The following is a 21,929-nucleotide window of genomic DNA, read 5'->3' on the forward strand; positions in this document are numbered from 1 at the left end:
TCGCCTCACGGCAAAGGATGCACAAAATATCGCCTTCTGTTATCGGCCCCATATGCCCGCGACTCCTGCCTGGCCCCCCGCCAGCACACCCCGCCTGTTTGTCGATTTGCCGTTGGGGCCCGATGCCGCCCCCATGATCGACGGCCCCGCCGCGCATTATCTGCTCCATGTGATGCGGATGAAGGCGGGCGACCCGATCCTGTTGTTCGATAATATCAGCGGTGAATGGCTCGCGGTCGTCGCCGACGCCGCGAAACGCGCGCTGACGCTGCGCATCGAGCGGCAGATCAGCGAAATCGAGCAGGTTCCCGACCTCTGGCTGTGCTTCGCGCCGGTCAAGAAGGCGCGGCTCGACTGGATCATCGAAAAGGCGACCGAGCTCGGCGTCAGCCGCCTGCAGCCGGTCATCACCGAACGCACGATCGTCGAACGCGTCAAAAGCGAGCGGCTCGAGGCACAGATCGTCGAAGCGTGCGAGCAATGCGGACGCACCGCGCTTCCGACGCTCGCCGAGCCCGTCAAACTGCCCCAGCTCTTGAAGGACTGGCCGGCCGGGCGCACGCTGCTGTTCGCCGACGAAGCCGGCGGCGCGCCGCTCGCCAGCATCGACGCCCCCGCACCGGCGGCGATCCTCACCGGCCCCGAAGGCGGCTTTACGGAGCGCGAGCGTGAGCTTCTGACCGGCCATCCCGCCGTCCGCCGTATCGCGCTCGGCCCCCGCATCCTGCGCGCCGAAACCGCAGCGATCGCCGCCGTCGGCATCTGGATGGCGCAAAATGGCGATTGGTCAGCGGGCGCCTGAATTCCCGCTTTTGTCCCGTTGCCGCACAGAAATGCGGCCAAGTTACCGATTTTAACCCGATATTAGCTATGCCCGGGCCATAGCGGCGCCATGCAACGGCGGGACCAGAGCCGATACCGCTGGCGTGGGGGCCAGTGTTTGCAGTCTGTGCGAGTATGTCTCATGCTCGTTTGGCTGGCGGTGACGCTTGCCAGCAATCCCGCCGCCGCACAGACGACCACCAGCTACAGCAACACGGCGACCGGCACGATCAGCGAAACCGCGACCGCGTGCGCCAGCCCGATGGTACGAAATTTCACCGTCGGCGCGAACGCACAGGTCACCGATGTGAATATCGGCGTGCAGTTCACGCACAGCTATCGCGGCGACGTCCGCGCGACGCTGGTTTCGCCGGGCGGAACCGTCGTCAATCTGATCACCAATGTCGGCACCTCGGCCGACAATCTGAACGTCCTGTTCGACGACAGCGCGGCGGCGAGCATCTCGACCCATACGAGCAACGACAACACCGCCGCGGCGCCGCCCTATCAGCGCACATTCCGTCCAGAGGGATCGCTCGCGAGCTTCAATGGCCAGGGCTCGGCGGGGACGTGGCAGCTCACGATCTGCGACTCGCTCAATGGCGACAGCGGCAACTTCACGCGCACCGACCTGACGCTCACGACGGTGCCGATCGCGCCGTCCGCCGACCTGTCGCTGACCAAGTCGGTGAGCAACGCGTCGCCCGCGGCGGGTGCCAGCATCAACTATATATTGAGCGTGACCAACGCGAGCGGCTCGGCGCTGACCGCGACCGGCGTCACCGTGCAGGACATACTGCCCGCGGGCTTCGCCTTCACCAGCGCCTCGGGTTTCGGCAGTTACAACAGCACGACCGGCGTGTGGACGGTCGGCAATATCCCGCCCGGAACGACGCGGACGCTGACGATCACCGGCACCGTCACCGCCACCGCGGGCGCGAGCGTGACCAATATCGCCGAGGTCAGCGCGTCGTCGGCCTTCGACTTCGATTCGACCCCCGGCAACGGCGCGGCGGGCGAGGATGACTATGATGCAGCCAGCTTCACCGTGTCGGGCACGCGCGCCGCGGGAACACCGCCGACACTCGTCTGCCCCGTCGGTACGACGATGCACGACTGGGACGGCGTTACCTGGACCGCGGGCACGACGAGCGGCAGCTATGCCCTGACCGCGATCGGCACGATGAACTTCAATATCGGCATCAGCGGCGGCGCGTTCCTGAACAATGCGACCTATGGCGGCCAGTCGCCGACGCGCCAGAATGTCGTCACCGGCGGCCTCTCCCCGGCGCAATTTTCGATCTTCGAGATCGCCGATTTCACCAGCCAGGCCGGCGCCATCACCTCGACGATCACGCTGCCGACCGCGGTGCCCGGCGTGCAATTTCGCGTGTTCGACATCGATTACGCGGCGGGGCAATTCGCCGACCGTTTGACCGTGACGGGCAGTTTCAACGGATCGCCGGTGACGCCGACCCTGACCAACGGGGTCAGCAATTATGTCATCGGCAACAGCGCTTATGGCGACGCCACCTCGGCCGACGCCAGCGCCAACGGCAACGTCGTCGTCACCTTTGCCGCACCGGTCGACACGATCACCATCACCTATGGCAGCCACGGCCTCGCCCCCGCCGACCCCGGACAACAGGGCGCCGCGATCCATGATATCACCTTCTGCCGCCCGACCGCGAACCTGACGATCGCCAAGACCAGCAGCATCATCAGCGACCCCACGAACGGGACGACCGATCCAAAGGCGATCCCGGGCGCGACGATGCGCTATTGCATCCTCGTCACCAACAATGGCAGCGGCACCGCGACGGGCATCGCCATCGCCGATCCGCTGCCCGCGAATACGACCTTCACCCCCGGTTCGCTGCGCAGCGGCACAAGCTGCGCGGGTGCGACGGCGGTCGAGGACGACAATGCGAGCGGCGCCGACGAAAGCGATCCGTTCGGGGCATCGATCGGCGGCAATATTGTCGCCGCGACCACGCCGACACTCGCACCCGGCAACGCCTTGGCCATCGCCTTCGACGTGACGATCAATTGATCGGCATGGCGCCGGGATCGCGCTTCACGATCCACCCTCGCGCCGCGGTGAAATAGCAGGCGGCAACAGCCGATTGCTTTCTGTACCGAACCGTATAATGGCGCGATATGAGCACGCGCACCGCCTCGGGCAGCAACGATCCCATCGTCGAAAGCCGCGATCAGCTCGCGGTCCCCATGATCAAGGGCGAAAAGCCGAAGGACCGCTGGCGCATCGGCACCGAGCACGAGAAATTCGTTTATCGCACCGCCGACCACCGCGCGCCGTCCTACGACGAGCCCGGCGGCATCCACGACCTGTTGATGGCGCTCACGCGCTTCGGCTGGGAACCGGTGATCGAGGGCGGCAAGGTGATCGCGCTCGCGGGCAGCGACGGCACCGTCAGCCTCGAGCCCGCGGGCCAGCTTGAACTCTCGGGCGCGCCGCTCGAAAATCTCCACCAGACCTGCGCCGAAACCGGCCGCCATTTGAAACAGGTGAAGGAAGTCGGCGCCGAACTCGGCCTCGGTTTCCTCGGGGTTGGCATGTGGCCCGACAAGACGCGCGCCGAACTGCCGATCATGCCCAAGGGCCGCTACAAGATCATGCTCGACCATATGCCGCGCGTCGGCACGATGGGCCTCGACATGATGCTGCGCACCTGCACCGTGCAGACCAACCTCGATTATCAAAGCGAGGCCGACATGGTGCAGAAATTCCGCGTTTCGCTGGCGCTGCAACCGTTCGCGACCGCGCTCTTCGCCTCGTCGCCCTTCACCGAGGGCAAGCCCAACGGCTTCATGTCGTACCGCAGCCATATCTGGACCGACACCGACCCCGCGCGCACCGGCATGCTGCCCTTCGTGTTCGAAGACGGCTTCGGCTACGAACGTTATGTCGACTATATGCTCGACGTGCCGATGTATTTCGTCTTCCGCGACGGCAAATATATCGACGCCGCGGGGCAGAGCTTCCGCGACTTTCTGAAGGGCGAGCTGCCCGCATTGCCCGGCGAAAAGCCGCGCCTTTCCGACTGGAACGACCATCTCTCGACCGCCTTTCCCGAAGTGCGTTTGAAGAGCTTTCTCGAAATGCGCGGCGCCGACGGCGGCCCGTGGAACCGCATCTGCGCGCTCCCGGCGCTGTGGGTCGGCCTGCTCTACGACCAGGGGGCGCTCGACGCGGCGTGGGATCTCGTCAAGGGCTGGAGCATCGAGGAACAGCAGACGCTCCGCGACGCCGTCCCGCGCGACGGCCTTTGCGCCCCCGCCCCCGGCGGCGGCACCGTGGGCGAACTCGCGCACCGCGTCCTCGACATCGCGGCGGCGGGGCTCGCCGCACGCGGCGAGGTCAATTCGATGGGCGACAACGAGGTCGGCTTCCTCGAACCCCTCCGCCGCATCGCCAAGAACGGCAAATCCCCGGCGCACGACCTGCTCGACCGTTACGAAGGCCCATGGGGCGGCGATCTTTCGAAAATCTACGATGAGCTCAGCTTTTAACCCACCGACGCATGCGACGGGTATCCTCCCTCCTGTCATCCCGGACTTGATCCGGGATCCACGGCGGCGCTGAAGTCATAGGCCCCGGATCAAGTCTAACGAGCCACGTGTCTCGTTAGAGGGTGACGATGATGGTTGGCGTCGTTCGCGGCCGACGGCAGCCGACCGACCCGCCCCCAAAGTGCAGCAAATGCGCAACACTGCTGACATGAAAGTCAGCGGCGCACGCTTCCGCGATTGATTGCGCGCGTGCGGAAAGCCAAAGAGCCTTTGGTTTTTCCACTCTCCCATCGTCAACTCTGTTTCAGGAAGCTCGCCATGCGCCACTTTCCTTCCACTATTGCTATAAGCATCGCTCTCGCCACTTCGGCCTGGGCCGCCCCTGCCGCCGCGCAGGATGCCGCCCCCGTCGCCGAAGACAGCGGCCTCGGCGACATCGTCGTCACCGCGCAGCGCCGCGAGGAAAGCCTGCAGGACGTGCCCGTCGCCGTCTCGGTGCTGTCGGGCAACACGCTCGACGCGATCACCTCGACCGGTTCGGACGTCCGCGTGCTCGCGGGCCGCGTTCCCAGCCTCAACATCGAAAGCTCGTTCGGCCGCACCTTCCCGCGTTTCTATATCCGCGGGCTCGGCAACACCGACTTCGACCTCAACGCGTCGCAGCCGGTCAGCGTCGTCTATGACGACGTCGTGCTCGAAAACCCGATCCTCAAGGGCTTCCCGATCTTCGACCTCGACCGCGTCGAAGTGCTGCGCGGGCCGCAGGGCACGCTGTTCGGCCGCAACACCCCCGCGGGCATCGTCAAGTTCGACACCGTCAAGCCCGGCAAGACCGGCGGCTACGCCCGCGCCAGCTATGGCCGCTACGGCACCACGCAGGTCGAGGTCGCGGCGGGCGCCGCCGACGACAATGGCTTCTCGGTCCGCCTGTCGACCTTGTACCAGCACCGCGACAATTGGGTCGACAATATCGCGACCACCAAGAAAAACGATCTCGGCGGCTATGACGACATCGCCGCGCGCCTCCAGCTTCAATATGAAAACGGCCCCTTCACCGGCCGCGTGACCGGGCAGGTCCGCATCTATGACGGCTCGGCGATCATCTTCCGCGCCAACACGCAGCTTCCGGGCAGCAACAAGCTCGTCGGCCTCGGCGGCGCGGGCACCGAATTCAAGCGCGACGAAGTCTATCAGGACGGGCTCAATTTTCAGAAGCTCAACACCTATAATGCTGGGCTGAACCTCGAATATGATTTCGGGCCGGTGACGGCTTACTCGATCACCTCCTATTGGAACGGCAATTTCCGCAGCCGCGGCGACATCGACGGCGGCTTCGGCGCGGTGTTCCTGCCCGTGTCGGGTCCGGGGCTGATCCCGTTCCAGGCGCAGAGCCAGGACAATGTCCCCAGCCTCGACCAGTTCACGCAGGAAATCCGCATCGCGTCGAACAACAGCGGCGGGCTCGGCTATCAGTTCGGCGCCTTCTATTTCGACGAAAAGCTCGACATTTCGAGCTTCGAATTCGGCGGGCCGACCGACGCGACCCCCTCGGCGATCGCGATCCAGCGCCAGGACAGCGAGGCCTATGGCATCTTCGGCTCGGTCAATTACGCGTTCGACAATGGCTTCAAGCTGCAGGCCGGCGCGCGCTACAACCATGACACGCGCGACTTTGTCGCGTCGCGCCCGGTCGAAACGCGCCCGTCCTTCGTCGTCAGCCCTAACACGCCGGTCCCGCCGCAGGCGGCAAAGGTCAAGGGCAAGCTGCTGACGTGGGACGCCAGCGCGACCTATGAAGCGTCGGACGCGCTCACCCTCTACGCCCGCGTCGCGCGCGGCTATCGCGCGCCGTCGGTGCAGGGCCGCCTGACCTTCTCGCGCGTCATCTCGACCGCCGATCAGGAAGAGACGATGTCGTATGAAGCGGGGATCAAGACCAACTTCCTCGACAACCGCGTCCGCTTCAACCTGACCGGCTATTATTTCGACACCAAGGATCTTCAGCTGACCGCGGTCGGCGGGACGTCGAACGTCGCGAGCCTGCTCAACGTCGACGCCAAGGGTCATGGTATCGAGGCCGAACTGCAGGCGGCACCGGCCAAGGGCCTGACCTTCTCGATCGGCGGCGCGTGGAACATCGCGAAGATCGACGATGCCAACGCCTTCGTCGCGGGCTGCGGCTCGGCGACGCCGTGCACCGTGCTCGACCCGGCGCGTCCGGGCAGCCCGGGCATCTTCTCGATCGACGGCAACCAGCTGCCGCAGTCGCCGAAGTGGACGCTCAACTGGACCGCGGGTTATGAAATCCCCGTCGGCGACGGCGCCATCTATGCCTTCACCGACTGGTATTACCGCTCGAAGGTGCAGTTCTTCCTCTATCGCTCGGTCGAATTCTCCGACGACAAGCTGCTCGAGGGCGGCGTTCGCGTCGGCTACAAAACCGACCGCTTCGACATCGCGGGCTTTGTGCGCAACGTCACCAACGATGAATCGCCGACCGGCGGCATCGATTTCAACAACCTGACCAGCTACGTCAACGAACCCCGCATCTATGGCATCGAAGCGGGCTTCAAATTCTGATCGGCCTTCGATCCGCGCGGGGCTTCGCTCCGCGCGGATCGGGCTTCGTTTCCAATTATTTCCATGTTATCATCGCCCTGCAACGATATGGGAGTCGATGATGCGACGTTTGACCACCAGCCTGATCGCGCTTGGCCTGTTTTCCACCGCCGCGGCGGCGCAGGGCATCGATATCAACTCGGCCGCCACTATCGGCGCCAACGCCATGGGCGAACAGGTCCGGGCATTTCCCGCAGGCCGCGACAACAGCCCCAAGGCCGTCCTCGCGCGGCTCAATCAGCTCTGCACAAGCGAGCGGTCTTCCGACAAGCAACGCTGCGAAAAAGCGTGGCGCGCGATCAATGAGGCGCATGCCCAACTGCAAGCGCGCCGTGCAGCCGAGGCCGCTGCAAGCCATGGCGTTACGAACTAGCGCGAACGAAAGCTAGGCGACCGGCCCGACGCGTTCGTCCGGCTCGAGCCGGATCAGCGGGCGCGTGCGGCCGGTCATCCGGGCGAACAGGCGCGGCACCAGCGCATGCTCCTGCGCCCAATTCCAGTACGCCACATAGGCGGGATCGGCGAGGAGATGCTTCTCCTCGGTCTTGGCGCGCCAGTAATAGACGCCGCTGACCAGCCCGAGCAGCACGACGTTGCGCGCGCCTTCGACCCAGCCGCCCGCGGTGACGAGGAAGGGCAGCGAACCGATCCACCAGGTCATATTCTTTGAAATATAGGCCGGATGGCGCGTGAACATGTACGGCCCATGCGTGATGATGCCGCGGTGCGTCAGGTTCGAAAAGCGGATCCCGAACGCCATCGTCGCCCAGCTGTAGACCGCGGTGAGCAGCACGAGTGCGATCGCCCAGACGGCCAACAGGTTTTCGTGCCCCGCGAGCCAATAGCCCCAGTCGGAGCCATACATCTGATAATCGAGCGGCCCGCCGTTCATCAGGATGAAGGGCGGATAACAGACGAGCGCCGCGACCCACGCCATGCCATAGGGGTTGGCGGTGCGGATATGCGCGTCGAGCGGCTTCAGGGTCAGGATATAGCCGACCGTCGCGATATGGACGTCGATCAGATAGAGGAAATTGATCGTCCAGACCCCGGTCTTGTACGGATTGGCGAGGATTTCGCTCAGCGGCACCGTGACCAGCGCCGAAAAATTGCCCGGCACGATCGACAGCATGAAGGCGGTGAAAAAGCCCTTCACCGCCCACGCGCGCAGATGATGGCCGATGGCCTTGCCGTCGACGGGCTGGCCGGGTGCGATCAGCCAGCGGCCGAAGGCGTAGCAACCGTCGCGCGGTTCGACCATGCGGCGGTCGAGCCACAGCATATAGGGCACCGAAACGAGCAGCAGCCACGGCGCGACGGTTTCGAGCAGGTTCATCGAAAAGGCGTAATTGCCCTCCCAATAATAGCGCATCGTCGCATAGATCAGCGCGATCAGCCCCCAGGTCGCCCACATTCCGGCGAGCTTGGTCAGGCTGATGTCGAGCGTCTCGCGCCACGGACGGCGCTGCGCCCAGTCGATCCCGGTCGACGGATTGCGGTGAACCTTGTCGACGAAGATCGACCACAGCACCATCGGTCCGCCACAGGCAAGCACGCTCGCGATCGCCGAATTGGGCCCGTTCATCGCCCCGCGGGTTCCCCAGTCGATACCGAGGAAGGCCGCAATGTCGGGCGCGAAACGCGCGATCAACAAATAACTCACCAGACCGGCGAGCCCGACGATGCCCACCCCGGCGCTGACGGCCGAACGCGGGCGGACGCCCGTCGGCGCGATCGGAGCGCTTGCCGATTCGTGGGCGTCGGATGATGCAGATTTCGCCATGATATTCACCCGCTTAGCGTTACCCGAAAATGGTAAGCAAGCCGTCAATCGCATTTTCCGATTCGCGGGCGTTTTCCTGCCAAAATGGCGGCGTTCCGACCGTTTGACACCGTTCACCGCGTGAAAATTTCGACTCGGCCCGAGTCGCCCTCCAAAGATTCGCACCTGTGCAACCGGCCTGATACAGCGCGCATCAATCGGGGCGGAGGGCTCCAATAAAACACAAGATGGGGTCGCCACTTGTCATCGAAAACAACGGGTCTGCGCGATTTGCGCCAGCGTTTTTCTGCGCTGTTTCAGGACCATGAAATCTTCGTCCGCACGCACGGACATGTCCGTTTCGTGCGCGTCAGCGCCATTTGGCAAAAGCGCGTCGCGCTGATCGCCGGCATCGTGCTGCTCGCATGGGCCGGCGCAACGCTGGCCGTGCTCGTCAACCAGCTCCTGAGCTCGGGTGAGCGCGCCGCGGTCGCGCAGCAGCAGGCTGCCGCCGCCGCCTCCGAAGCGCGAATCGCCAAATATCGCAACAATGTCGCCGAAACCGCCGCCGATCTCGAAGACCGGCAGGAACAGCTCGAAGAATGGTCGAAGGTCCACTTCGGCGTCGAGCCCGCGGCCGTGACACCCGAAGCCCATGCCGCGGGCGCCGCGCCGGCGGCCGAACAGGCGCCTCTGAAAACCAGCGCGCTGATCGACCCGAACCTGCCGCCCGAAGCACAGATCCTCGCCCGCCTCGAAGCGCGCCAGGAAGATTTCGCGACGCGCCTGCTGACCGCGGTCAACGAACGCGCCGCGAAGGCCGAAGGCGCCGTCGCCAAGCTCGGCATGAACCCCGCCGCGCTCGTCCGCAACGCCGCGGCCGGCCGTGGTGGCCCCTTCATCCCCTATCGCGGCGGCAAGGGCCGCGCGAGTTCGCTCGGCAAGTCGTTCGCCGCGCTCGAAAGCGCGCTGTTCCGCATGGAAGTGCTCGAACGCACGCTCGTTGCCCTCCCCTCGGGCAAGCCCGCCAATGTGCTGATGCTCTCGTCGAGCTACGGTTATCGCAGCGATCCCTTCACCGGCGCCGGTGCGATGCACTCGGGGCTCGATTTCCCCGGTCCGATGGGCTCGCCGATCCTCGCCGCCGCCCCCGGCCGCGTCGTCTATGTCGGGCAGAAGTCGGGTTACGGCAATGTCGTCGAGGTCGATCACGGTCAGGGCATCCTGACCCGCTACGCTCACTTGTCGGGCTTTACCTCGACCGTCGGCGCGCAGGTTGCCGCGGGGCAACAGATCGCCAAAATGGGCTCGACCGGCCGTTCGACCGGCAGCCACCTGCATTTCGAAGTCCGTTTGAATGGCGTCGCGGTCAACCCGCGCCGCTTCCTGGAGGCCAAAGCCGATGTTCTCGAAGTCAAAGACGACGCCCGACAGCGAGTCGGTTCCGTCGCTGCCGCCCGTGGTGCCCGCTAAGATGGCGACCGGCGCGCGTCACACGACCTTTTCGATCCTCGGATCGGACGTCGTCGTCACCGGCAATGTGGCCGCCAGCGTCGACCTGCACGTCGACGGCAAGATCGAGGGCGACCTGAAATGCGCCAACCTCGTTCAGGGCGAGGCGAGCGAGATCAAGGGCTCGGTGGTCGCCGAGACCGCGAAGATCGCGGGCCTGCTCGACGGCGCGATCGAGGCGAAGACGCTGATCGTCCACGCGACCGCGCGGATCACAGGCGACGTGGTCTATGAAAACATCACGATCGAAAATGGCGGCAAGGTCGAAGGCAAGCTGAGCCACCGCCGCCACGGTGCCGCCGCGGCGAAAGCCCCGCCCCCGCTCGAGGTCATCTCCAACTAAACCGATTCCGATGGGGCCGCGTCCGCGCAGCCTTCAATTCGTTCTTGCAACCTCGCGGGCGGACGCGCGTCCCGGCATGTCATAGTGCCGCTGGACGACCACCTTGTTACGCCCGCCGCGCTTCGCATCATAAAGCGCCTCGTCGGCGAGCCGGTATAATTGCTGGAAATCGCACGCCGGCCGCACCTCGGCGACGCCGACGCTGGCGGTGACCAGCCGCTCGCCGACCGTCGCGCTGTGGTCGCACGCGGCGATCCCGCGCCGGATGCTTTCGGCGAAGCGGCCGAGGATGATCCCTTCCATCCCGATCGTCAGCAACCCGAACTCCTCGCCGCCGAGCCGCGCGACAGTACACATCGGCCCCTCCCAGCGCTCGATCCGCCGTGCGATACCGCACAGCACCACATCGCCCGCATCATGCCCATAGATATCGTTGATCGACTTGAAACGGTCGATGTCGACCAGCAGCAGCGCCGCGGGCAGATTGTCCGCGCGCGCGCGTTCGAGCAACGGCGTGACGCTTTCGACAAAACCGCGCCGATTTGGCAGCCCGGTCAGCGGGTCGCGCCGCGCGAGTTGCTGCGCCTGCGCTGCGGCGCTGCGCGCATGGTCGCGTTCGATGCGCAGATGGCCGAGCCGCCGCGTCGCCGCCGCCGCCAGCCAAAGCGCCTGCCAGGTCGCGGCAACCAGCACGAGCAGCTTCGATCCGCCGCCCCAGAAACCGTCCTCGACATCGACGACATGGATGGCGGCCAGCACCGCCATCGGCAGTCCCCACGCCGCGAGGAAATCGCGCGCTTCGACCGATCCGCGCCGCCATGCCCAGCCAAGATAGACGGTCACCGCCGCCAGATCGGCAAGGACGACCAGCCCCAGCGCGTCGCCCAAGAGCCCCAGGCTGCTGCCGCGTATCAGCGCCAACGGGATGCCGGCGAGCCCGACGCCGAGCCCAAGGATGAGCGTGCCGGCGCGAAGCCACTTCGGCACCCGTCCGCGATCGACCGCCGTCGCCGCGCTGACCGTCGCGAGCGCGATGGCAAGGCAGGAAAGGAAGGTGCAGATTTGCGTCGTCACCGTCCCGGCCAATCCGGGCACGAGCGCCAGATGAACCTGCGACCAGAGCGCGCCCCACAGCAGCATCGTGCCCGACCATGCCGCCTGCCACGCCAGATATTGGCGGCGCACCGCAAAGGCGAGCGACAGGCTGTAGATACAGCTGATGAGCAGCAGCGTGAGCGCCGCACCGATCGCCGCCGCCATGCCCGCCGACTGCATCGCCGCCTCGGCTTTCGGGATGAGCCGCGCGTGGATGAACTGGTGGCCTGACAGGCGATCGACGCGCATTGTCACCGCGGTCAACGCCGCGCCGCCATCGGGCGCTTCGAACAGGATCTGCCCGCCGGTGCGCCAATGCGATCCATAATCGCCTGCCCGCACCTGCTGCCAGCGCGTCGTGCCGTCGGCGTAGGAAAAGGCGACGGCGAGTCGGTCGAAACGCGACTGATGGACCATCAGGGTGACATCGCCGCGCCCGGCGCCCGGCCCCTCAAGCGGCGCGCGCAGCCAGAGGCTGCCCTGCTGATAATCCGCGGGCGATCCGCTGCACGAAAAGCGAAGCGTGGGCAGGCTGCTATCGCGCGCCGCGACACCGGTCTGCGCATGGCAAAGGTCGCGATCGACGTCGAGCGTCCCCGCCGCTGCCGGTGCCGCCCACATCGCGAGCACGAGGACGGCAAAGCCAAGCCCCAGCCGGCCGCACAGGTGCGCCAGAAGATGTGCCGCCGCGATCATCCCTACCCCATCGCATCAATATGTTCGGAAATGTTTACCACCATCGGGAGGGTCGCGCGAATCTAAGGCCGGCCGACGCGCATCCGGACCGCGATCCGATCGCCGAGGCCCACGGCTTCGGACCGCTGGACCGCGACCTTGATCGGCAGCAGATAGGTGCCGTCGCGCGGGAAAAGCGACGTAGCGAACGCCGTCTCCCCCACGGTCGCGACCACGGGCACGACACCCCAGCCATAGCTCTCTGTCATCGCGGCGTAGCGGACGGCACCGACATGCTCGCCCGGAACCGGCGCAAAAAGAAAGGGAGCCGGGCCGCGCCATTCGATGATCTCCGCCTCGAAAACGATCTCCTCCATCAGTTCCTCGGTGCCTGCCGCCGATAGCTGAGCGCTTCGGCGATATGAATGCGCCCGACAGCGTCGCTGCCCGCCAGATCGGCGATCGTCCGCGCGACGCGCAATATCCGCGTATAGCCGCGCGCCGACAGCCGCATCGCCTCGGCCGCCTGCGCCAGCAGTTTGCGCCCCGCTTCGTCGGGGGTCGCGACCGTTTCGAGCAGCTCGCCGTCGATCTCGGCATTGGTCCGCGCCTTGTGCGTCGCATAACGTGCGGTCTGCGCGGCGCGCGCCGCCGCGACGCGCGCCGCGACCTCGGCGCTGCCCTCGGCGGGCGGCGGCAGGACGAGGTCGGCGGCGCTCACCGCTTGCACCTCGACATGCAGGTCGATGCGGTCGAGCAGCGGCCCCGACAGCTTCGCCTGATAATCGGCGGCGCAGCGCGGCGCGCGGCTGCACGCGAGCGCGGGGTCGCCCAGATGGCCGCAGCGGCATGGGTTCATCGCCGCGACGAGCTGCACACGCGCCGGGAAGGTGACATGCGCGTTGGCGCGCGCGACGCTGACCTCGCCCGTTTCGAGCGGCTGGCGCAGCGAATCGAGCACGCCGCGCTGGAATTCGGGGAGTTCGTCGAGGAAGAGCACACCCAGATGCGCGAGGCTGACCTCGCCCGGCCGCACGCGCAGCCCGCCGCCGACGAGCGCGGGCATCGATGCCGAATGATGCGGGCTGCGAAACGGCCGCGCGCGGATCAGGCGTCCGCCCTCGAGGTTCCCGGCGACCGACGCGATCATCGACACTTCGAGCGCCTCGGCGGGGGTGAGATCGGGCAGGATGCCCGGCATGCATGCCGCCATCAGCGATTTGCCGGCGCCGGGCGGACCCGACATCATCAGATTGTGCGCGCCGGCGGCGGCGATTTCGAGTGCGCGTTTGGCGGTCTCCTGCCCCTTCACCTGGCGGAGGTCGGCGGAGCGCACCGGCGCCTCGACCTCGCCCGGCAGCGGCGGTGCGAGCAGCGCATGGCCCCTGAAATGATTGAGCAGCGACAGGAGGTCGGGCGCGCCGATCACTTCGACATTGCCCGCCCACGCCGCCTCGGGCCCCTGCGCCGCCGGGCAGATCAGCCCGAGCCCGGCGCTGCCCGCGTGGATCGCGGCGAGCAGCACGCCGGGCGACGCCGCAACGCGCCCGTCGAGCCCGAGTTCGCCGACGACCACGTAGGAGGCGAGCGTCTCGGCATCGATCACCCCCATCGCGCCGAGCAGCGCGAGCGCGATCGGCAGGTCGTAGTGCGAGCCTTCTTTCGGCAGGTCGGCGGGTGACAGGTTGACGGTGATGACCTTGGGCGGAAGCGACAGGCCGATCGCGGCGATCGCGGCGCGGACGCGCTCGCGGCTTTCGCCGACCGCCTTGTCGGGCAGGCCGACGACGACGAAGCGCGGGACGCCGGGGGTGATCTGGCACTGCACCTCGACCCCGCGCGCGTCGATGCCGAGATAGGCAGTGGTTGAAACGACTGCGACCATATTCCCCCCGGAACAGCACCGATGTGCCCCCTTTGTTCCGATGCCCTGTTTAGGCGAAGTGGCGGGAAGGTCGAGTCTTTTCGCAACTTTCCGATCATCGCGCACATCGCCGAGGTCTATGCCGATTTGACAACATACCAACTAGTCGGTATGTCGATTCGCATGACGACGAATCACTCGCCCTCGATCCCCGCAGCCGCCGCCCGCGACGTCCCCCCGGCGGGCGGCGGCACCCCTGCGGTCCGCGCGCCGCGCGGCAGCGCGCGCGCCAAGCTGATCGCCGCGGCGCATGCCACGGTGCGCAAGCAGGGCTATGCGGCGACGACGGTCGACCAGATCTGCGCGGCGGCAGGGGTGACCAAGGGCGCCTTCTTCCATCACTTCGCGTCGAAAGAGGAGCTGGCGGTCGCCGCGGCCGAGGGCTGGACCGAGCGCGCGCGGCCGATGTTCGAGCTGGCACCGCATGTCAGCCTCGAGGATCCGCTCGATCGGCTGCTCGGCCATATCGATTTCCGCCTGTCGATGCTCGACGGCCCCACCGAAGATTATACCTGCTTCGTCGGCACGATGGTGCAGGAAGCCTATGCGACGAACGACCGCATCCGCGCCGCTTGCGAGGCAAGCATCAACGCCTATTGCCAGGCACTCGCGCCCGACATCCAGGCGGCGATGGACGTTTATAACGTGCCCGAGGATATCACCGCGATCGGCCTGGCCCAGCATGTCCAGTCGGTGCTGCAGGGCGCTTTCGTCCTGGCGAAAACGACGAACGATCCGGCGATTGCGCGCGGCACCGTCACCCATTTGAAGCGTTATGTCCGGATGCTGTTCGGCGCCGGCGGCACGCCATGATGCGACAGGTAATTGCCGCCGCGCACCGCGCACGCTGACTTCAACAATCACCACACCCCAAAGGAGAGAGTAATGCCCCAGATGATTTTCGTGAACCTGCCGGTCACCGACCTCGACAAGTCGAAAGCCTTTTACGAAGCGATCGGCGCGGCGAACAACCCCGCCTTCACCGACGAAACCGCCGCGTGCATGGTCGTCGAAGAGGGTTCGATCCACGTCATGCTGCTGACCCACGCGAAATGGGCGGACTTCACGACCAAGACGATCCCCGACGCGCGCACCCATGCGCAGGTCCTGCTCTGCCTTTCGGCCGACAGCCGCGACGCGGTCGACGGACAGGTCGCCAAGGCGGTCAAGGCGGGCGGCAAGGCCGACCCGACCCCGACGCAGGATTTCGGCTTCATGTACGGCCGCAGCTACGAAGATCCCGACGGCCATATCTGGGAAGTGATGTGGATGGACCCGACCGCGATCCCCGCCGGCGAGCCCGCCGAAGCATCGGCCTGACATAAAGCATAAGGGAGGAGGAAGAGGATGACCGATACGACCCCCGCCAAGGGCCAGTTGATCGCCGGCCGCGTTTTGAGCGGCCTTGTGATCCTCTTCCTGCTCTTCGACGCCGGGCTCAAGCTAGTGTCGCCCGAGACCGCGATCAAATATAGCCCGCCCGATCTAGGATGGCCGCTCGAGGTCGGCACGATGTATCTGCTCGGCACGCTGCTGCTGATCCCGACGCTCCTGTATATCTGGCCGCGCACCGCGATCCTCGGTGCGATCCTGATCACCGGCTATCTCGGCGGCGCGATCGGCACGCATGTGCGCATCGACAGCCCGCTGTTCAGCCACAGCCTGTTCGGCGTCTATCTTGGCCTGATGCTGTGGGGCGGCCTGTGGCTGCGCGATCCGCGCCTCCGCGCGCTGATCCCGCTCAGCGCAGGAGCGAGCGCATGAGCTTCCAGGCCTATATCGACAATGTCGAAACCAAGACCGGCAAATCGGCCGGCGCGCTGAAGACCATCGCGATCGACAAAGGCCTCGCCGACGAAAGCGGCCTCGCCCCGGGGATCAAGGCCGGTGCGATCATCGACTGGCTGAAGGCCGATTACGACCTCGGCCACGGCCATGCGATGTCGATCGTCGCCTGGATCAAAGGCAAACGCTCCTAGCCTCCGTCTTTAGAACAAGAGGAATAGTCGAATGACAAACCACTCCTCCAGTTGGAGCCTCGTGCCCGTCTTTGCGCTGCTCGCCGCCGCGGCCCTGCCGCAGCCGGCGCACGCCGCGCCGCCCGCCGCCGCCCCAGAAACCGCCAAAGCCGCGGCACCGGTAACGGTCAAGAATGGCGACGCCGATGTGAATGGCACGCGCATCCATTACCAGCTGCACGGCGATCTCGCGTCGGGCAAGACCCCGCTGCTCATACTCCACGGCGCCTTCATGTTCGCCGACGCGATGAAGCCGCTGATCGATCCCCTGGCCGCGACGCGCCCGGTGATCGCGATCGACGCGCGCGGTCATGGCCGGTCGGGCGGGGTCGACGGCAAGCTGAGCTATGACCTGATGGCCGACGACGCCGCCGCCGTGCTTGCAAAGCTCGGGGTGAAACAGGCCGACGTGCTCGGCTATTCGATGGGCGCATCGACCGCGATCGCGCTGGCGGTCCGCCACCCCGGACGGGTTGGCAAACAGGTCATCCTGTCGGGAACCTCGCGGCTCGACGGCTGGTATCCCGAAGTGCTCGCCGGTATCGCGCAGATCACCCCCGAGACATTCGCCGGCAGCCCGATCGAAACGGGTTACAAGAGCCTGTCGCCGACGCCCGACAAATTTCCGAAACTGGTCGAGAATATCAAGACGCTCGACGCCACGCCCTTCGCCTATTCCGACGAACAGCTTCGCGCGATCCCCGGCAAGACGATGGTGATCATCGGCGACGCCGACGGCGTCACGCTCGATCATGCGATCGCGCTGTTCAAGCTGCGCGGCGGCGGCGACATCGCGGCGGCGACCCAGGGTTTCATGACCGAAGCGCCGAAGGCGCGGCTCGCGATCCTGCCCGCGACATCGCACGTCGGGATCATGAGCGAGGCGCCCGCGATCGTCGCGACGGTCGTGCCCTTCCTCGACGACGCCAAGCCGCCGATGCCGACCTTCTGACCCCAACAACAAGACAAAAAGAGAGGAACGATCATGTCCGTCAACCCGAACGCCAAGCTCGAGATCACCGCCTTCGACTGGGTTCCCGATTTCGCGCGCGGCTATGTCCGCGACCTGCGCCCGCGCTGGGCGTGCGAGGAAATCGGGCTCGATTATGCCGAGCATCTGATCAGCGCGATCAACCGCCCCGCCGACCATTTCCTGTTCCAGCCGTGGGGGCAGGTGCCGGTGCTCAACGACGGCGGCATCCGCCTGTTCGAAAGCGGCGCGATCCTGCTCCACCTCGCCGAGAAGGACGAGCGGCTGATGCCCCGCGACCCGCAAGCGCGCGCCAACACGCTCGCCTGGCTGTTCGCCGCCTATAACAGCGTCGAGCCGATGCTGTTCGAACTCGGCAATGTCGACATTTTCTCGACCGACGAGGAATGGGCGAAGCTGCGCCGGCCGAGCCTGATCGAATTCATCCAGGGCCGGCTCGGCCGCCTCAACGACGCGATCGGCGACAAACAATATGTCGCGGGCGACTTCACCGTCGCCGACATCGCGATGGCGACCGTGCTGCGCGAAGGTGTCGAGGCCGGACTGATCGCCGAACAACCGCGGCTGCAGGCCTATCTCGACCGCTGCCTCGCCCGGCCAGCATTCCAGCGTGCGATGGACGCACAGCTCGAAGCCTTCAGCGAAGAAGCGGGCCCACCCGCCGCCTGAAGTTCCACTCCCACCCCCCTAAGGAGAGATAAGATGACCTATGTAGAAGGATTTGTGGTCGCGGTGCCGACCGCCAACAAGGAAGCCTATCGCAAGCATGCCGCCGATGCGGCGCCGCTGTTCAAGGAATTCGGCGTCGCTCGCATGGTCGAATGCTGGGGCGACGATGTCCCCGACGGCAAGGTCAACGACTTCAAGGGCGCCGTGCAGGCGAAGCCCGACGAAACGGTCGTTTTCAGCTGGTTCGAATATCCCGACAAGGCGACGCGCGATGCCGCGAACCAAAAGATGATGAGCGACCCGCGCATGGCGCAAATGGGCGGCGCGATGCCGTTCGACGGCAAGCGCATGATCATCGGCGGATTCGACTCGATCGTCGACGACGCCAAGGGAGGCGACGGCAAGACCGGTTATGCCGACGGCTATATCGTGCCCGTCCCCGACGCCAACAAGGAAGCCTATCGCGAGCTGGCGCAGAAGATGTCGGGCGTCTTCATCGATTATGGCGCGACGCGCGTCGTCGAGGCGTGGGCGGACGATGTCCCCGACGGCAAGGTCACCGACTATGCGCGGGCGGCGCACAAGAAGGACGGCGAAAGCGTCGTCTACAGCTGGGTCGAATGGCCGAGCAAGGAAGCGCGCACCCAGGGCTGGGAAAAGATGATGGCCGACGAGCGGATGAAGGCGAGTTCCGAGAACACGCCGTTCGACGGCGCGCGCATGATTTACGGCGGCTTTGCACCGATCGTCGAGGCGTGATCGCAGCTGCTCCTCCCTGTGGCGAAGCCATGGGGAGGGGGACCGCCGCGAAGCGGTGGTGGAGGGGCCGCAACGCTGCGCCATTGGCCCCTCCGTCAGCGCTGCGCGCTGCCACCTCCCCACCGCTGCGCGACAGGGAGGATCGAGAAGAGGATCCCGAACGATGATAAAACTTTACGGAACGCCCCCCACCCGCGCGCTGCGTGCGATGTGGCTCCTGAACGAACTCGATCTCGCGCACGAAATCGTCTCGATCGACCTCGGCGCCGGCGAGCAGCTGACGCCCGAGTTTCTGGCGCTCAATCCGGCCGCGAAGCTGCCGGTGTTGGTCGACGGCGACCTGGTGGTAAGCGAATCGGCGGCGATCCAGCTCTATCTGGCGGATAAATATGGCGGCCGCTTTCCCGGCGGCGGGCTGATCCCCGCTACACCCGAAGATCGCGGCCAAATGTATCGCTGGCTGTTTTTCCTGATGACCGAGATCGAAGCGCCGCTGTGGCGGATCGCGTTGCACAGCTTCCTCTATGCACCCGACGAGCAATCGGCCGCGGAAATTGCGCTGGCGAGGCGCGATTGCAAACGGATGATCGCGATATTCGAACAACATATGCAGGGGCGCGACTTTGTCGTCGGCGCGCAGGTGACGGTGGCCGATTTCAATGCCGCCTACACGCTCGATTGGGCCAAGCTGGAAGACATGCTGGACGATGCCCCCGCGCTCAGCGCCTATCTGAACTCGATGTACGCGCGGCCCAAGGCGCCGGTGACCATCGCCAAGGCGATGGCGGAGCTGGACGCATGACCCGCGGCGAGCCCGGCATGACGCGCACCGCCTCGTGCCCGTGCGGCGCGGTGCGGCTGGAACTCAGCGGCGAGCCGATCATGGCGGCGACCTGCTATTGCCATAGCTGCCAGGAGGCGGGCCGGAGCTTCGCCGCGCTTCCGGGCGCGCCGGGAGTCGTCGGCACCGACGGCGGGACGCCCTATGTGCTGATGCGCAAGGACCGGCTGCAATGGCTGTCGGGATCGGACCAGCTGGACGAGCATCGGCTGAAGCCCGATTCGCCGACGCGGCGGTTCGTCGCGCGCTGCTGCAACGCGCCGATCGCGCTCGAATTCACCAAGGGGCATTGGCTGAGCGTCTATTCGGGACGCATAGCCGAGGCCGAGCGCCCGGCGGCCGAGATGCGGACGATCGTCGGCGACCGGCCCGACGGGGTCGAGCTGCCGGACGACATCCCCAATTACCGGACGCCGACGGGCAAGTTCATGTGGCGGCTGCTGAAGGCGTGGGCCGCGATGGGTTTCCGCGCCCCGCCGATCGAAGCGACGAAAGGATATGCAGGATGAGCAAAACCATCGAACGCACCGAGATGCGCAGCATAACCAGCCCGGGTTTCGCGATGCAGGTCGACAAGGCCAAATATGACGCAATGAAGGAGGCGATACTGGCGGCGGTGCCGAAGGGTAAACCCGGGCTGACCGTCGCGGAGGTCAAGGCCGGCGTGCTGCCCTTGCTGCCCGAGGCGCTGTTCCCCGGCGGCGCCAAGGCGGGCTGGTGGCTGAAGGGCGTTCAGCTCGATCTTGAGGCGCGTGGGCTGATCGCGCGCGAAAATGTGAAGCCGCTGCGGCTGCACCGGCTATAAGAACCCACAGAAGGAAGCAGGCCATGGAACATCTGTCCTTCCCCGGCGAGAGTCCCGAATATCGCGCCGCGCGCGCCGAGCTGCTCGCCGACGAAATCGCGCTGCGCCGCCAGATCGAGGCGGTCGCCGCCAAGCGCCGCGCGCTGCCCCCGGGCGGCACGGTGCCCGAGGATTATAGCTTCGAGCGCATCGGCGCTTTCCAGCGTCCCGAGCGGGTCAGATTGTCCGAGCTGTTCGAGGGCAAGCCGAGCATCATCCTGCAAAGCTTCATGTTCGGGGCCGAACGCGACAAGCCGTGCAACGGGTGCACGCATATGCTCGACGCGATCGACGGCAGCGCGCGTCATGTCGGGCAGCGCGCGCCGCTCTACATCGTCGCCAAGTCGCCGATCGCGCGGCTCGAAGCCTGGGCGAAGGAGCGGCGCTGGCCGCACCTCATCTTTCTGTCCGACGTCGATGGACGCTATTCGGCCGATTATTTCGGCGACACGTCGAAGCTGACCGACGCCAAGCGCGCCGAGCATGGCCTGAAGCCCGGCGAGAATTGGGACGAGACGATCTTCAACGTGTTCTGCAAGGATGGCGCGGACGTCCGCCACGTCTGGGCGAGCGAGATGGCTTATGCGCCCGAGGATCCCGGCCAGCACCACCGCGCGGGCGACCTTGTCGATCCGCTCTGGGGTCTGCTCGACATGACGCCCGAGGGACGCGGCGACTGGTTTCCCAGCCTGACCTATTGAGACCAAGGAAAGAGGAGAGAGACGATGGCATCCAATTTCATCTGGTACGAGCTGATGACCCCCGATCCCGCGGGCGCGGCATCCTTTTACGGCGCCGTCGTCGGCTGGACGATCGCGGCGCAGAACGACGCCGCGGCCGGCGGCGTCGATTACCGCATGATCCTGCGCAGCGACGGCGGCACCGCGGGCGGGGTGCTCGCGCTGGGCGCCGACATGCTCGCGGGCGGCGCACGCCCCGGCTGGCTCGGCTATCTCGAGGTCGCCGATGTCGATGCCGCTATCGATGCGATCAAGGCCGATGGCGGCGCGGTACATATGCCCGCGACCGACCTCCCCGTCGGGCGCATCGCGATGGTCAGCGACCCGCAGGGGGCGCATTTCTATATCATGGACCCGATCCCGCCCGAGGATGCCGTACCGGGGGAAGGCGGCGTGTTTTCGGTCACCGAAGCGCAGCATGTCCGCTGGAACGAACTCGCGACCTCCGACTCCGACGCCGCGATCGCCTTCTATAAAAAGCATTTCGGCTGGGGGCAGGAGGGCGAGATGGATATGGGTCCGCTCGGCGCCTACCGCTTCGTCCAGCGCGGCGACGTGATGATCGGCGCGGTGATGCCCTTGATGGAGGGCTATCCGGTGCCCGTGTGGAATTTCTACATCGGCGTCGACGACATCGACCGCGCGCACGCTGCGGTGACCGCGAACGGCGGCACGATCACCAGCGAACCGATGGAAATCCCCGGCGGCGAATATGCGATGAACGCGATCGACCCGCAGGGCGCGCCCGTCGGCTTCGTCGGTCCGCGCAAATAAGCAAAGG

At 66.0% G+C, this 21,929-nt stretch carries 23 protein-coding genes; 19 read left to right on the forward strand and 4 right to left on the reverse strand.

Annotated elements, in window-relative coordinates; all coding sequences use genetic code 11:
- Positions 1 to 52: 52 nt before the first annotated feature.
- The 5 genes from ACTJI5_RS05205 (at position 53) to ACTJI5_RS05225 (ending at position 7,348) form a co-directional block, all read left to right on the forward strand.
- Positions 53 to 802, forward strand: a complete 750-nt coding sequence (locus ACTJI5_RS05205) for a 16S rRNA (uracil(1498)-N(3))-methyltransferase (protein ID WP_440859590.1) — start codon at positions 53 to 55, stop codon at positions 800 to 802.
- Positions 803 to 964: 162 nt separating this feature from the next.
- A complete protein-coding gene (locus ACTJI5_RS05210; RefSeq protein ID WP_440859591.1) occupies positions 965 to 2,875 on the forward strand; it encodes a proprotein convertase P-domain-containing protein in 1,911 nt (636 codons plus the stop codon).
- Between the two features lie 107 nt (positions 2,876 to 2,982).
- Positions 2,983 to 4,356 (forward strand): glutamate--cysteine ligase, encoded by a 1,374-nt coding sequence (locus ACTJI5_RS05215; RefSeq protein WP_440859592.1) that lies wholly within the window; start codon positions 2,983 to 2,985, stop codon positions 4,354 to 4,356.
- A gap of 318 nt (positions 4,357 to 4,674) precedes the next feature.
- Positions 4,675 to 6,936 carry a TonB-dependent receptor gene (locus tag ACTJI5_RS05220; RefSeq protein WP_440859593.1) on the forward strand — a complete coding sequence of 754 codons (2,262 nt, stop codon included), beginning with the start codon at positions 4,675 to 4,677 and terminating at the stop codon, positions 6,934 to 6,936.
- A gap of 109 nt (positions 6,937 to 7,045) precedes the next feature.
- On the forward strand, positions 7,046 to 7,348 hold the full coding sequence (locus tag ACTJI5_RS05225; RefSeq protein WP_440859594.1) for a hypothetical protein: 303 nt from the start codon (positions 7,046 to 7,048) through the stop codon (positions 7,346 to 7,348).
- Between the two features lie 12 nt (positions 7,349 to 7,360).
- Here the strand turns inward: ACTJI5_RS05225 and ACTJI5_RS05230 are convergent, their stop codons facing one another.
- A complete protein-coding gene (locus ACTJI5_RS05230) occupies positions 7,361 to 8,767 on the reverse strand; it encodes a methyltransferase family protein (RefSeq protein WP_440859595.1) in 1,407 nt (468 codons plus the stop codon).
- 231 nt (positions 8,768 to 8,998) lie between these two features.
- Here ACTJI5_RS05230 and ACTJI5_RS05235 point away from each other — a divergent pair, with 231 nt between their 5' ends.
- Both ACTJI5_RS05235 and ACTJI5_RS05240 read left to right on the forward strand, forming a co-directional pair.
- Positions 8,999 to 10,210: a M23 family metallopeptidase gene (locus ACTJI5_RS05235; protein WP_310250786.1), complete on the forward strand. Its 1,212-nt coding sequence runs from the start codon at positions 8,999 to 9,001 to the stop codon at positions 10,208 to 10,210.
- Entirely contained in the window at positions 10,140 to 10,592 is a 453-nt protein-coding gene (locus ACTJI5_RS05240) for a bactofilin family protein (RefSeq protein WP_440859596.1), read from the forward strand. The genes ACTJI5_RS05235 and ACTJI5_RS05240 overlap by 71 nt, the downstream gene beginning before the upstream one ends.
- 33 nt (positions 10,593 to 10,625) lie before the next feature.
- On the opposite strand, the gene ACTJI5_RS05245 is transcribed toward ACTJI5_RS05240, so the two are convergent.
- The 3 genes from ACTJI5_RS05245 to ACTJI5_RS05255 all read right to left on the reverse strand — a co-directional run bounded on the left by ACTJI5_RS05245 (position 10,626) and on the right by ACTJI5_RS05255 (position 14,247).
- Positions 10,626 to 12,383, reverse strand: coding sequence for a diguanylate cyclase domain-containing protein (locus tag ACTJI5_RS05245; protein ID WP_440859597.1), 1,758 nt, complete (start codon positions 12,381 to 12,383; stop codon positions 10,626 to 10,628).
- 62 nt (positions 12,384 to 12,445) lie between these two features.
- Positions 12,446 to 12,739 (reverse strand): DUF1905 domain-containing protein, encoded by a 294-nt coding sequence (locus ACTJI5_RS05250; protein ID WP_058538726.1) that lies wholly within the window; start codon positions 12,737 to 12,739, stop codon positions 12,446 to 12,448.
- The gene (locus ACTJI5_RS05255) at positions 12,739 to 14,247 is read right to left on the reverse strand and encodes a YifB family Mg chelatase-like AAA ATPase (RefSeq protein ID WP_440859598.1); all 1,509 of its coding nucleotides are present in this window, start codon (positions 14,245 to 14,247) and stop codon (positions 12,739 to 12,741) included. Before ACTJI5_RS05255 ends, ACTJI5_RS05250 begins: the two co-directional genes overlap by 1 nt.
- Before the next feature lie 162 nt (positions 14,248 to 14,409).
- Here ACTJI5_RS05255 and ACTJI5_RS05260 point away from each other — a divergent pair, with 162 nt between their 5' ends.
- The 12 genes from ACTJI5_RS05260 to ACTJI5_RS05315 all read left to right on the forward strand — a co-directional run bounded on the left by ACTJI5_RS05260 (position 14,410) and on the right by ACTJI5_RS05315 (position 21,922).
- Entirely contained in the window at positions 14,410 to 15,099 is a 690-nt protein-coding gene (locus ACTJI5_RS05260; RefSeq protein WP_440859599.1) for a TetR/AcrR family transcriptional regulator, read from the forward strand.
- 72 nt (positions 15,100 to 15,171) lie between these two features.
- Positions 15,172 to 15,606: a VOC family protein gene (locus tag ACTJI5_RS05265; RefSeq protein ID WP_440859600.1), complete on the forward strand. Its 435-nt coding sequence runs from the start codon at positions 15,172 to 15,174 to the stop codon at positions 15,604 to 15,606.
- A gap of 27 nt (positions 15,607 to 15,633) precedes the next feature.
- Positions 15,634 to 16,050 carry a DoxX family protein gene (locus tag ACTJI5_RS05270; protein WP_310250773.1) on the forward strand — a complete coding sequence of 139 codons (417 nt, stop codon included), beginning with the start codon at positions 15,634 to 15,636 and terminating at the stop codon, positions 16,048 to 16,050.
- Positions 16,047 to 16,265, forward strand: coding sequence for a DUF4287 domain-containing protein (locus tag ACTJI5_RS05275; protein WP_440859601.1), 219 nt, complete (start codon positions 16,047 to 16,049; stop codon positions 16,263 to 16,265). Before ACTJI5_RS05270 ends, ACTJI5_RS05275 begins: the two co-directional genes overlap by 4 nt.
- A 31-nt stretch (positions 16,266 to 16,296) precedes the next feature.
- A complete protein-coding gene (locus tag ACTJI5_RS05280; protein WP_440859602.1) occupies positions 16,297 to 17,256 on the forward strand; it encodes an alpha/beta fold hydrolase in 960 nt (319 codons plus the stop codon).
- A gap of 33 nt (positions 17,257 to 17,289) precedes the next feature.
- Complete coding sequence (locus tag ACTJI5_RS05285) at positions 17,290 to 17,964, forward strand: glutathione S-transferase family protein (protein WP_058538720.1); 675 nt, start codon at positions 17,290 to 17,292, stop codon at positions 17,962 to 17,964.
- 33 nt (positions 17,965 to 17,997) lie between these two features.
- The gene (locus ACTJI5_RS05290; RefSeq protein WP_440859603.1) at positions 17,998 to 18,723 is read left to right on the forward strand and encodes a DUF1428 domain-containing protein; all 726 of its coding nucleotides are present in this window, start codon (positions 17,998 to 18,000) and stop codon (positions 18,721 to 18,723) included.
- Positions 18,724 to 18,886: 163 nt separating this feature from the next.
- Positions 18,887 to 19,525: a glutathione S-transferase family protein gene (locus ACTJI5_RS05295; protein ID WP_440859604.1), complete on the forward strand. Its 639-nt coding sequence runs from the start codon at positions 18,887 to 18,889 to the stop codon at positions 19,523 to 19,525.
- Positions 19,522 to 20,073 carry a GFA family protein gene (locus tag ACTJI5_RS05300; protein WP_440859605.1) on the forward strand — a complete coding sequence of 184 codons (552 nt, stop codon included), beginning with the start codon at positions 19,522 to 19,524 and terminating at the stop codon, positions 20,071 to 20,073. The genes ACTJI5_RS05295 and ACTJI5_RS05300 overlap by 4 nt, the downstream gene beginning before the upstream one ends.
- Entirely contained in the window at positions 20,070 to 20,369 is a 300-nt protein-coding gene (locus tag ACTJI5_RS05305) for a DUF6958 family protein (protein ID WP_440859606.1), read from the forward strand. Before ACTJI5_RS05300 ends, ACTJI5_RS05305 begins: the two co-directional genes overlap by 4 nt.
- 23 nt (positions 20,370 to 20,392) lie before the next feature.
- Complete coding sequence (locus tag ACTJI5_RS05310) at positions 20,393 to 21,109, forward strand: DUF899 family protein (protein WP_440859607.1); 717 nt, start codon at positions 20,393 to 20,395, stop codon at positions 21,107 to 21,109.
- Positions 21,110 to 21,133: 24 nt separating this feature from the next.
- Positions 21,134 to 21,922 (forward strand): VOC family protein, encoded by a 789-nt coding sequence (locus ACTJI5_RS05315; protein ID WP_440859608.1) that lies wholly within the window; start codon positions 21,134 to 21,136, stop codon positions 21,920 to 21,922.
- Positions 21,923 to 21,929 lie beyond the last annotated feature (7 nt).

Source organism: Sphingopyxis sp. 22461 (assembly GCF_052044915.1).
In the GTDB taxonomy this organism is placed as follows: Bacteria; Pseudomonadota; Alphaproteobacteria; order Sphingomonadales; family Sphingomonadaceae; genus Sphingopyxis.

Bases quoted from the DNA above. Each gene is read 5' to 3' on its own strand.
- ACTJI5_RS05205 (WP_440859590.1), top strand. From the start codon at position 53: ATGCCCGCGACTCCTGCCTGGCCCCCCGCCAGCACACCCCGCCTGTTT.
- ACTJI5_RS05210 (WP_440859591.1), top strand. From the start codon at position 965: ATGCTCGTTTGGCTGGCGGTGACGCTTGCCAGCAATCCCGCCGCCGCA.
- ACTJI5_RS05215 (WP_440859592.1), top strand. From the start codon at position 2,983: ATGAGCACGCGCACCGCCTCGGGCAGCAACGATCCCATCGTCGAAAGC.
- ACTJI5_RS05220 (WP_440859593.1), top strand. From the start codon at position 4,675: ATGCGCCACTTTCCTTCCACTATTGCTATAAGCATCGCTCTCGCCACT.
- ACTJI5_RS05240 (WP_440859596.1), top strand. From the start codon at position 10,140: ATGTTCTCGAAGTCAAAGACGACGCCCGACAGCGAGTCGGTTCCGTCG.
- ACTJI5_RS05245 (WP_440859597.1), bottom strand. From the start codon at position 12,383: ATGATCGCGGCGGCACATCTTCTGGCGCACCTGTGCGGCCGGCTGGGG.
- ACTJI5_RS05250 (WP_058538726.1), bottom strand. From the start codon at position 12,739: ATGGAGGAGATCGTTTTCGAGGCGGAGATCATCGAATGGCGCGGCCCG.
- ACTJI5_RS05255 (WP_440859598.1), bottom strand. From the start codon at position 14,247: ATGGTCGCAGTCGTTTCAACCACTGCCTATCTCGGCATCGACGCGCGC.
- ACTJI5_RS05260 (WP_440859599.1), top strand. From the start codon at position 14,410: ATGACGACGAATCACTCGCCCTCGATCCCCGCAGCCGCCGCCCGCGAC.
- ACTJI5_RS05265 (WP_440859600.1), top strand. From the start codon at position 15,172: ATGCCCCAGATGATTTTCGTGAACCTGCCGGTCACCGACCTCGACAAG.
- ACTJI5_RS05270 (WP_310250773.1), top strand. From the start codon at position 15,634: ATGACCGATACGACCCCCGCCAAGGGCCAGTTGATCGCCGGCCGCGTT.
- ACTJI5_RS05275 (WP_440859601.1), top strand. From the start codon at position 16,047: ATGAGCTTCCAGGCCTATATCGACAATGTCGAAACCAAGACCGGCAAA.
- ACTJI5_RS05280 (WP_440859602.1), top strand. From the start codon at position 16,297: ATGACAAACCACTCCTCCAGTTGGAGCCTCGTGCCCGTCTTTGCGCTG.
- ACTJI5_RS05285 (WP_058538720.1), top strand. From the start codon at position 17,290: ATGTCCGTCAACCCGAACGCCAAGCTCGAGATCACCGCCTTCGACTGG.
- ACTJI5_RS05290 (WP_440859603.1), top strand. From the start codon at position 17,998: ATGACCTATGTAGAAGGATTTGTGGTCGCGGTGCCGACCGCCAACAAG.
- ACTJI5_RS05295 (WP_440859604.1), top strand. From the start codon at position 18,887: ATGATAAAACTTTACGGAACGCCCCCCACCCGCGCGCTGCGTGCGATG.
- ACTJI5_RS05300 (WP_440859605.1), top strand. From the start codon at position 19,522: ATGACCCGCGGCGAGCCCGGCATGACGCGCACCGCCTCGTGCCCGTGC.
- ACTJI5_RS05305 (WP_440859606.1), top strand. From the start codon at position 20,070: ATGAGCAAAACCATCGAACGCACCGAGATGCGCAGCATAACCAGCCCG.
- ACTJI5_RS05310 (WP_440859607.1), top strand. From the start codon at position 20,393: ATGGAACATCTGTCCTTCCCCGGCGAGAGTCCCGAATATCGCGCCGCG.
- ACTJI5_RS05315 (WP_440859608.1), top strand. From the start codon at position 21,134: ATGGCATCCAATTTCATCTGGTACGAGCTGATGACCCCCGATCCCGCG.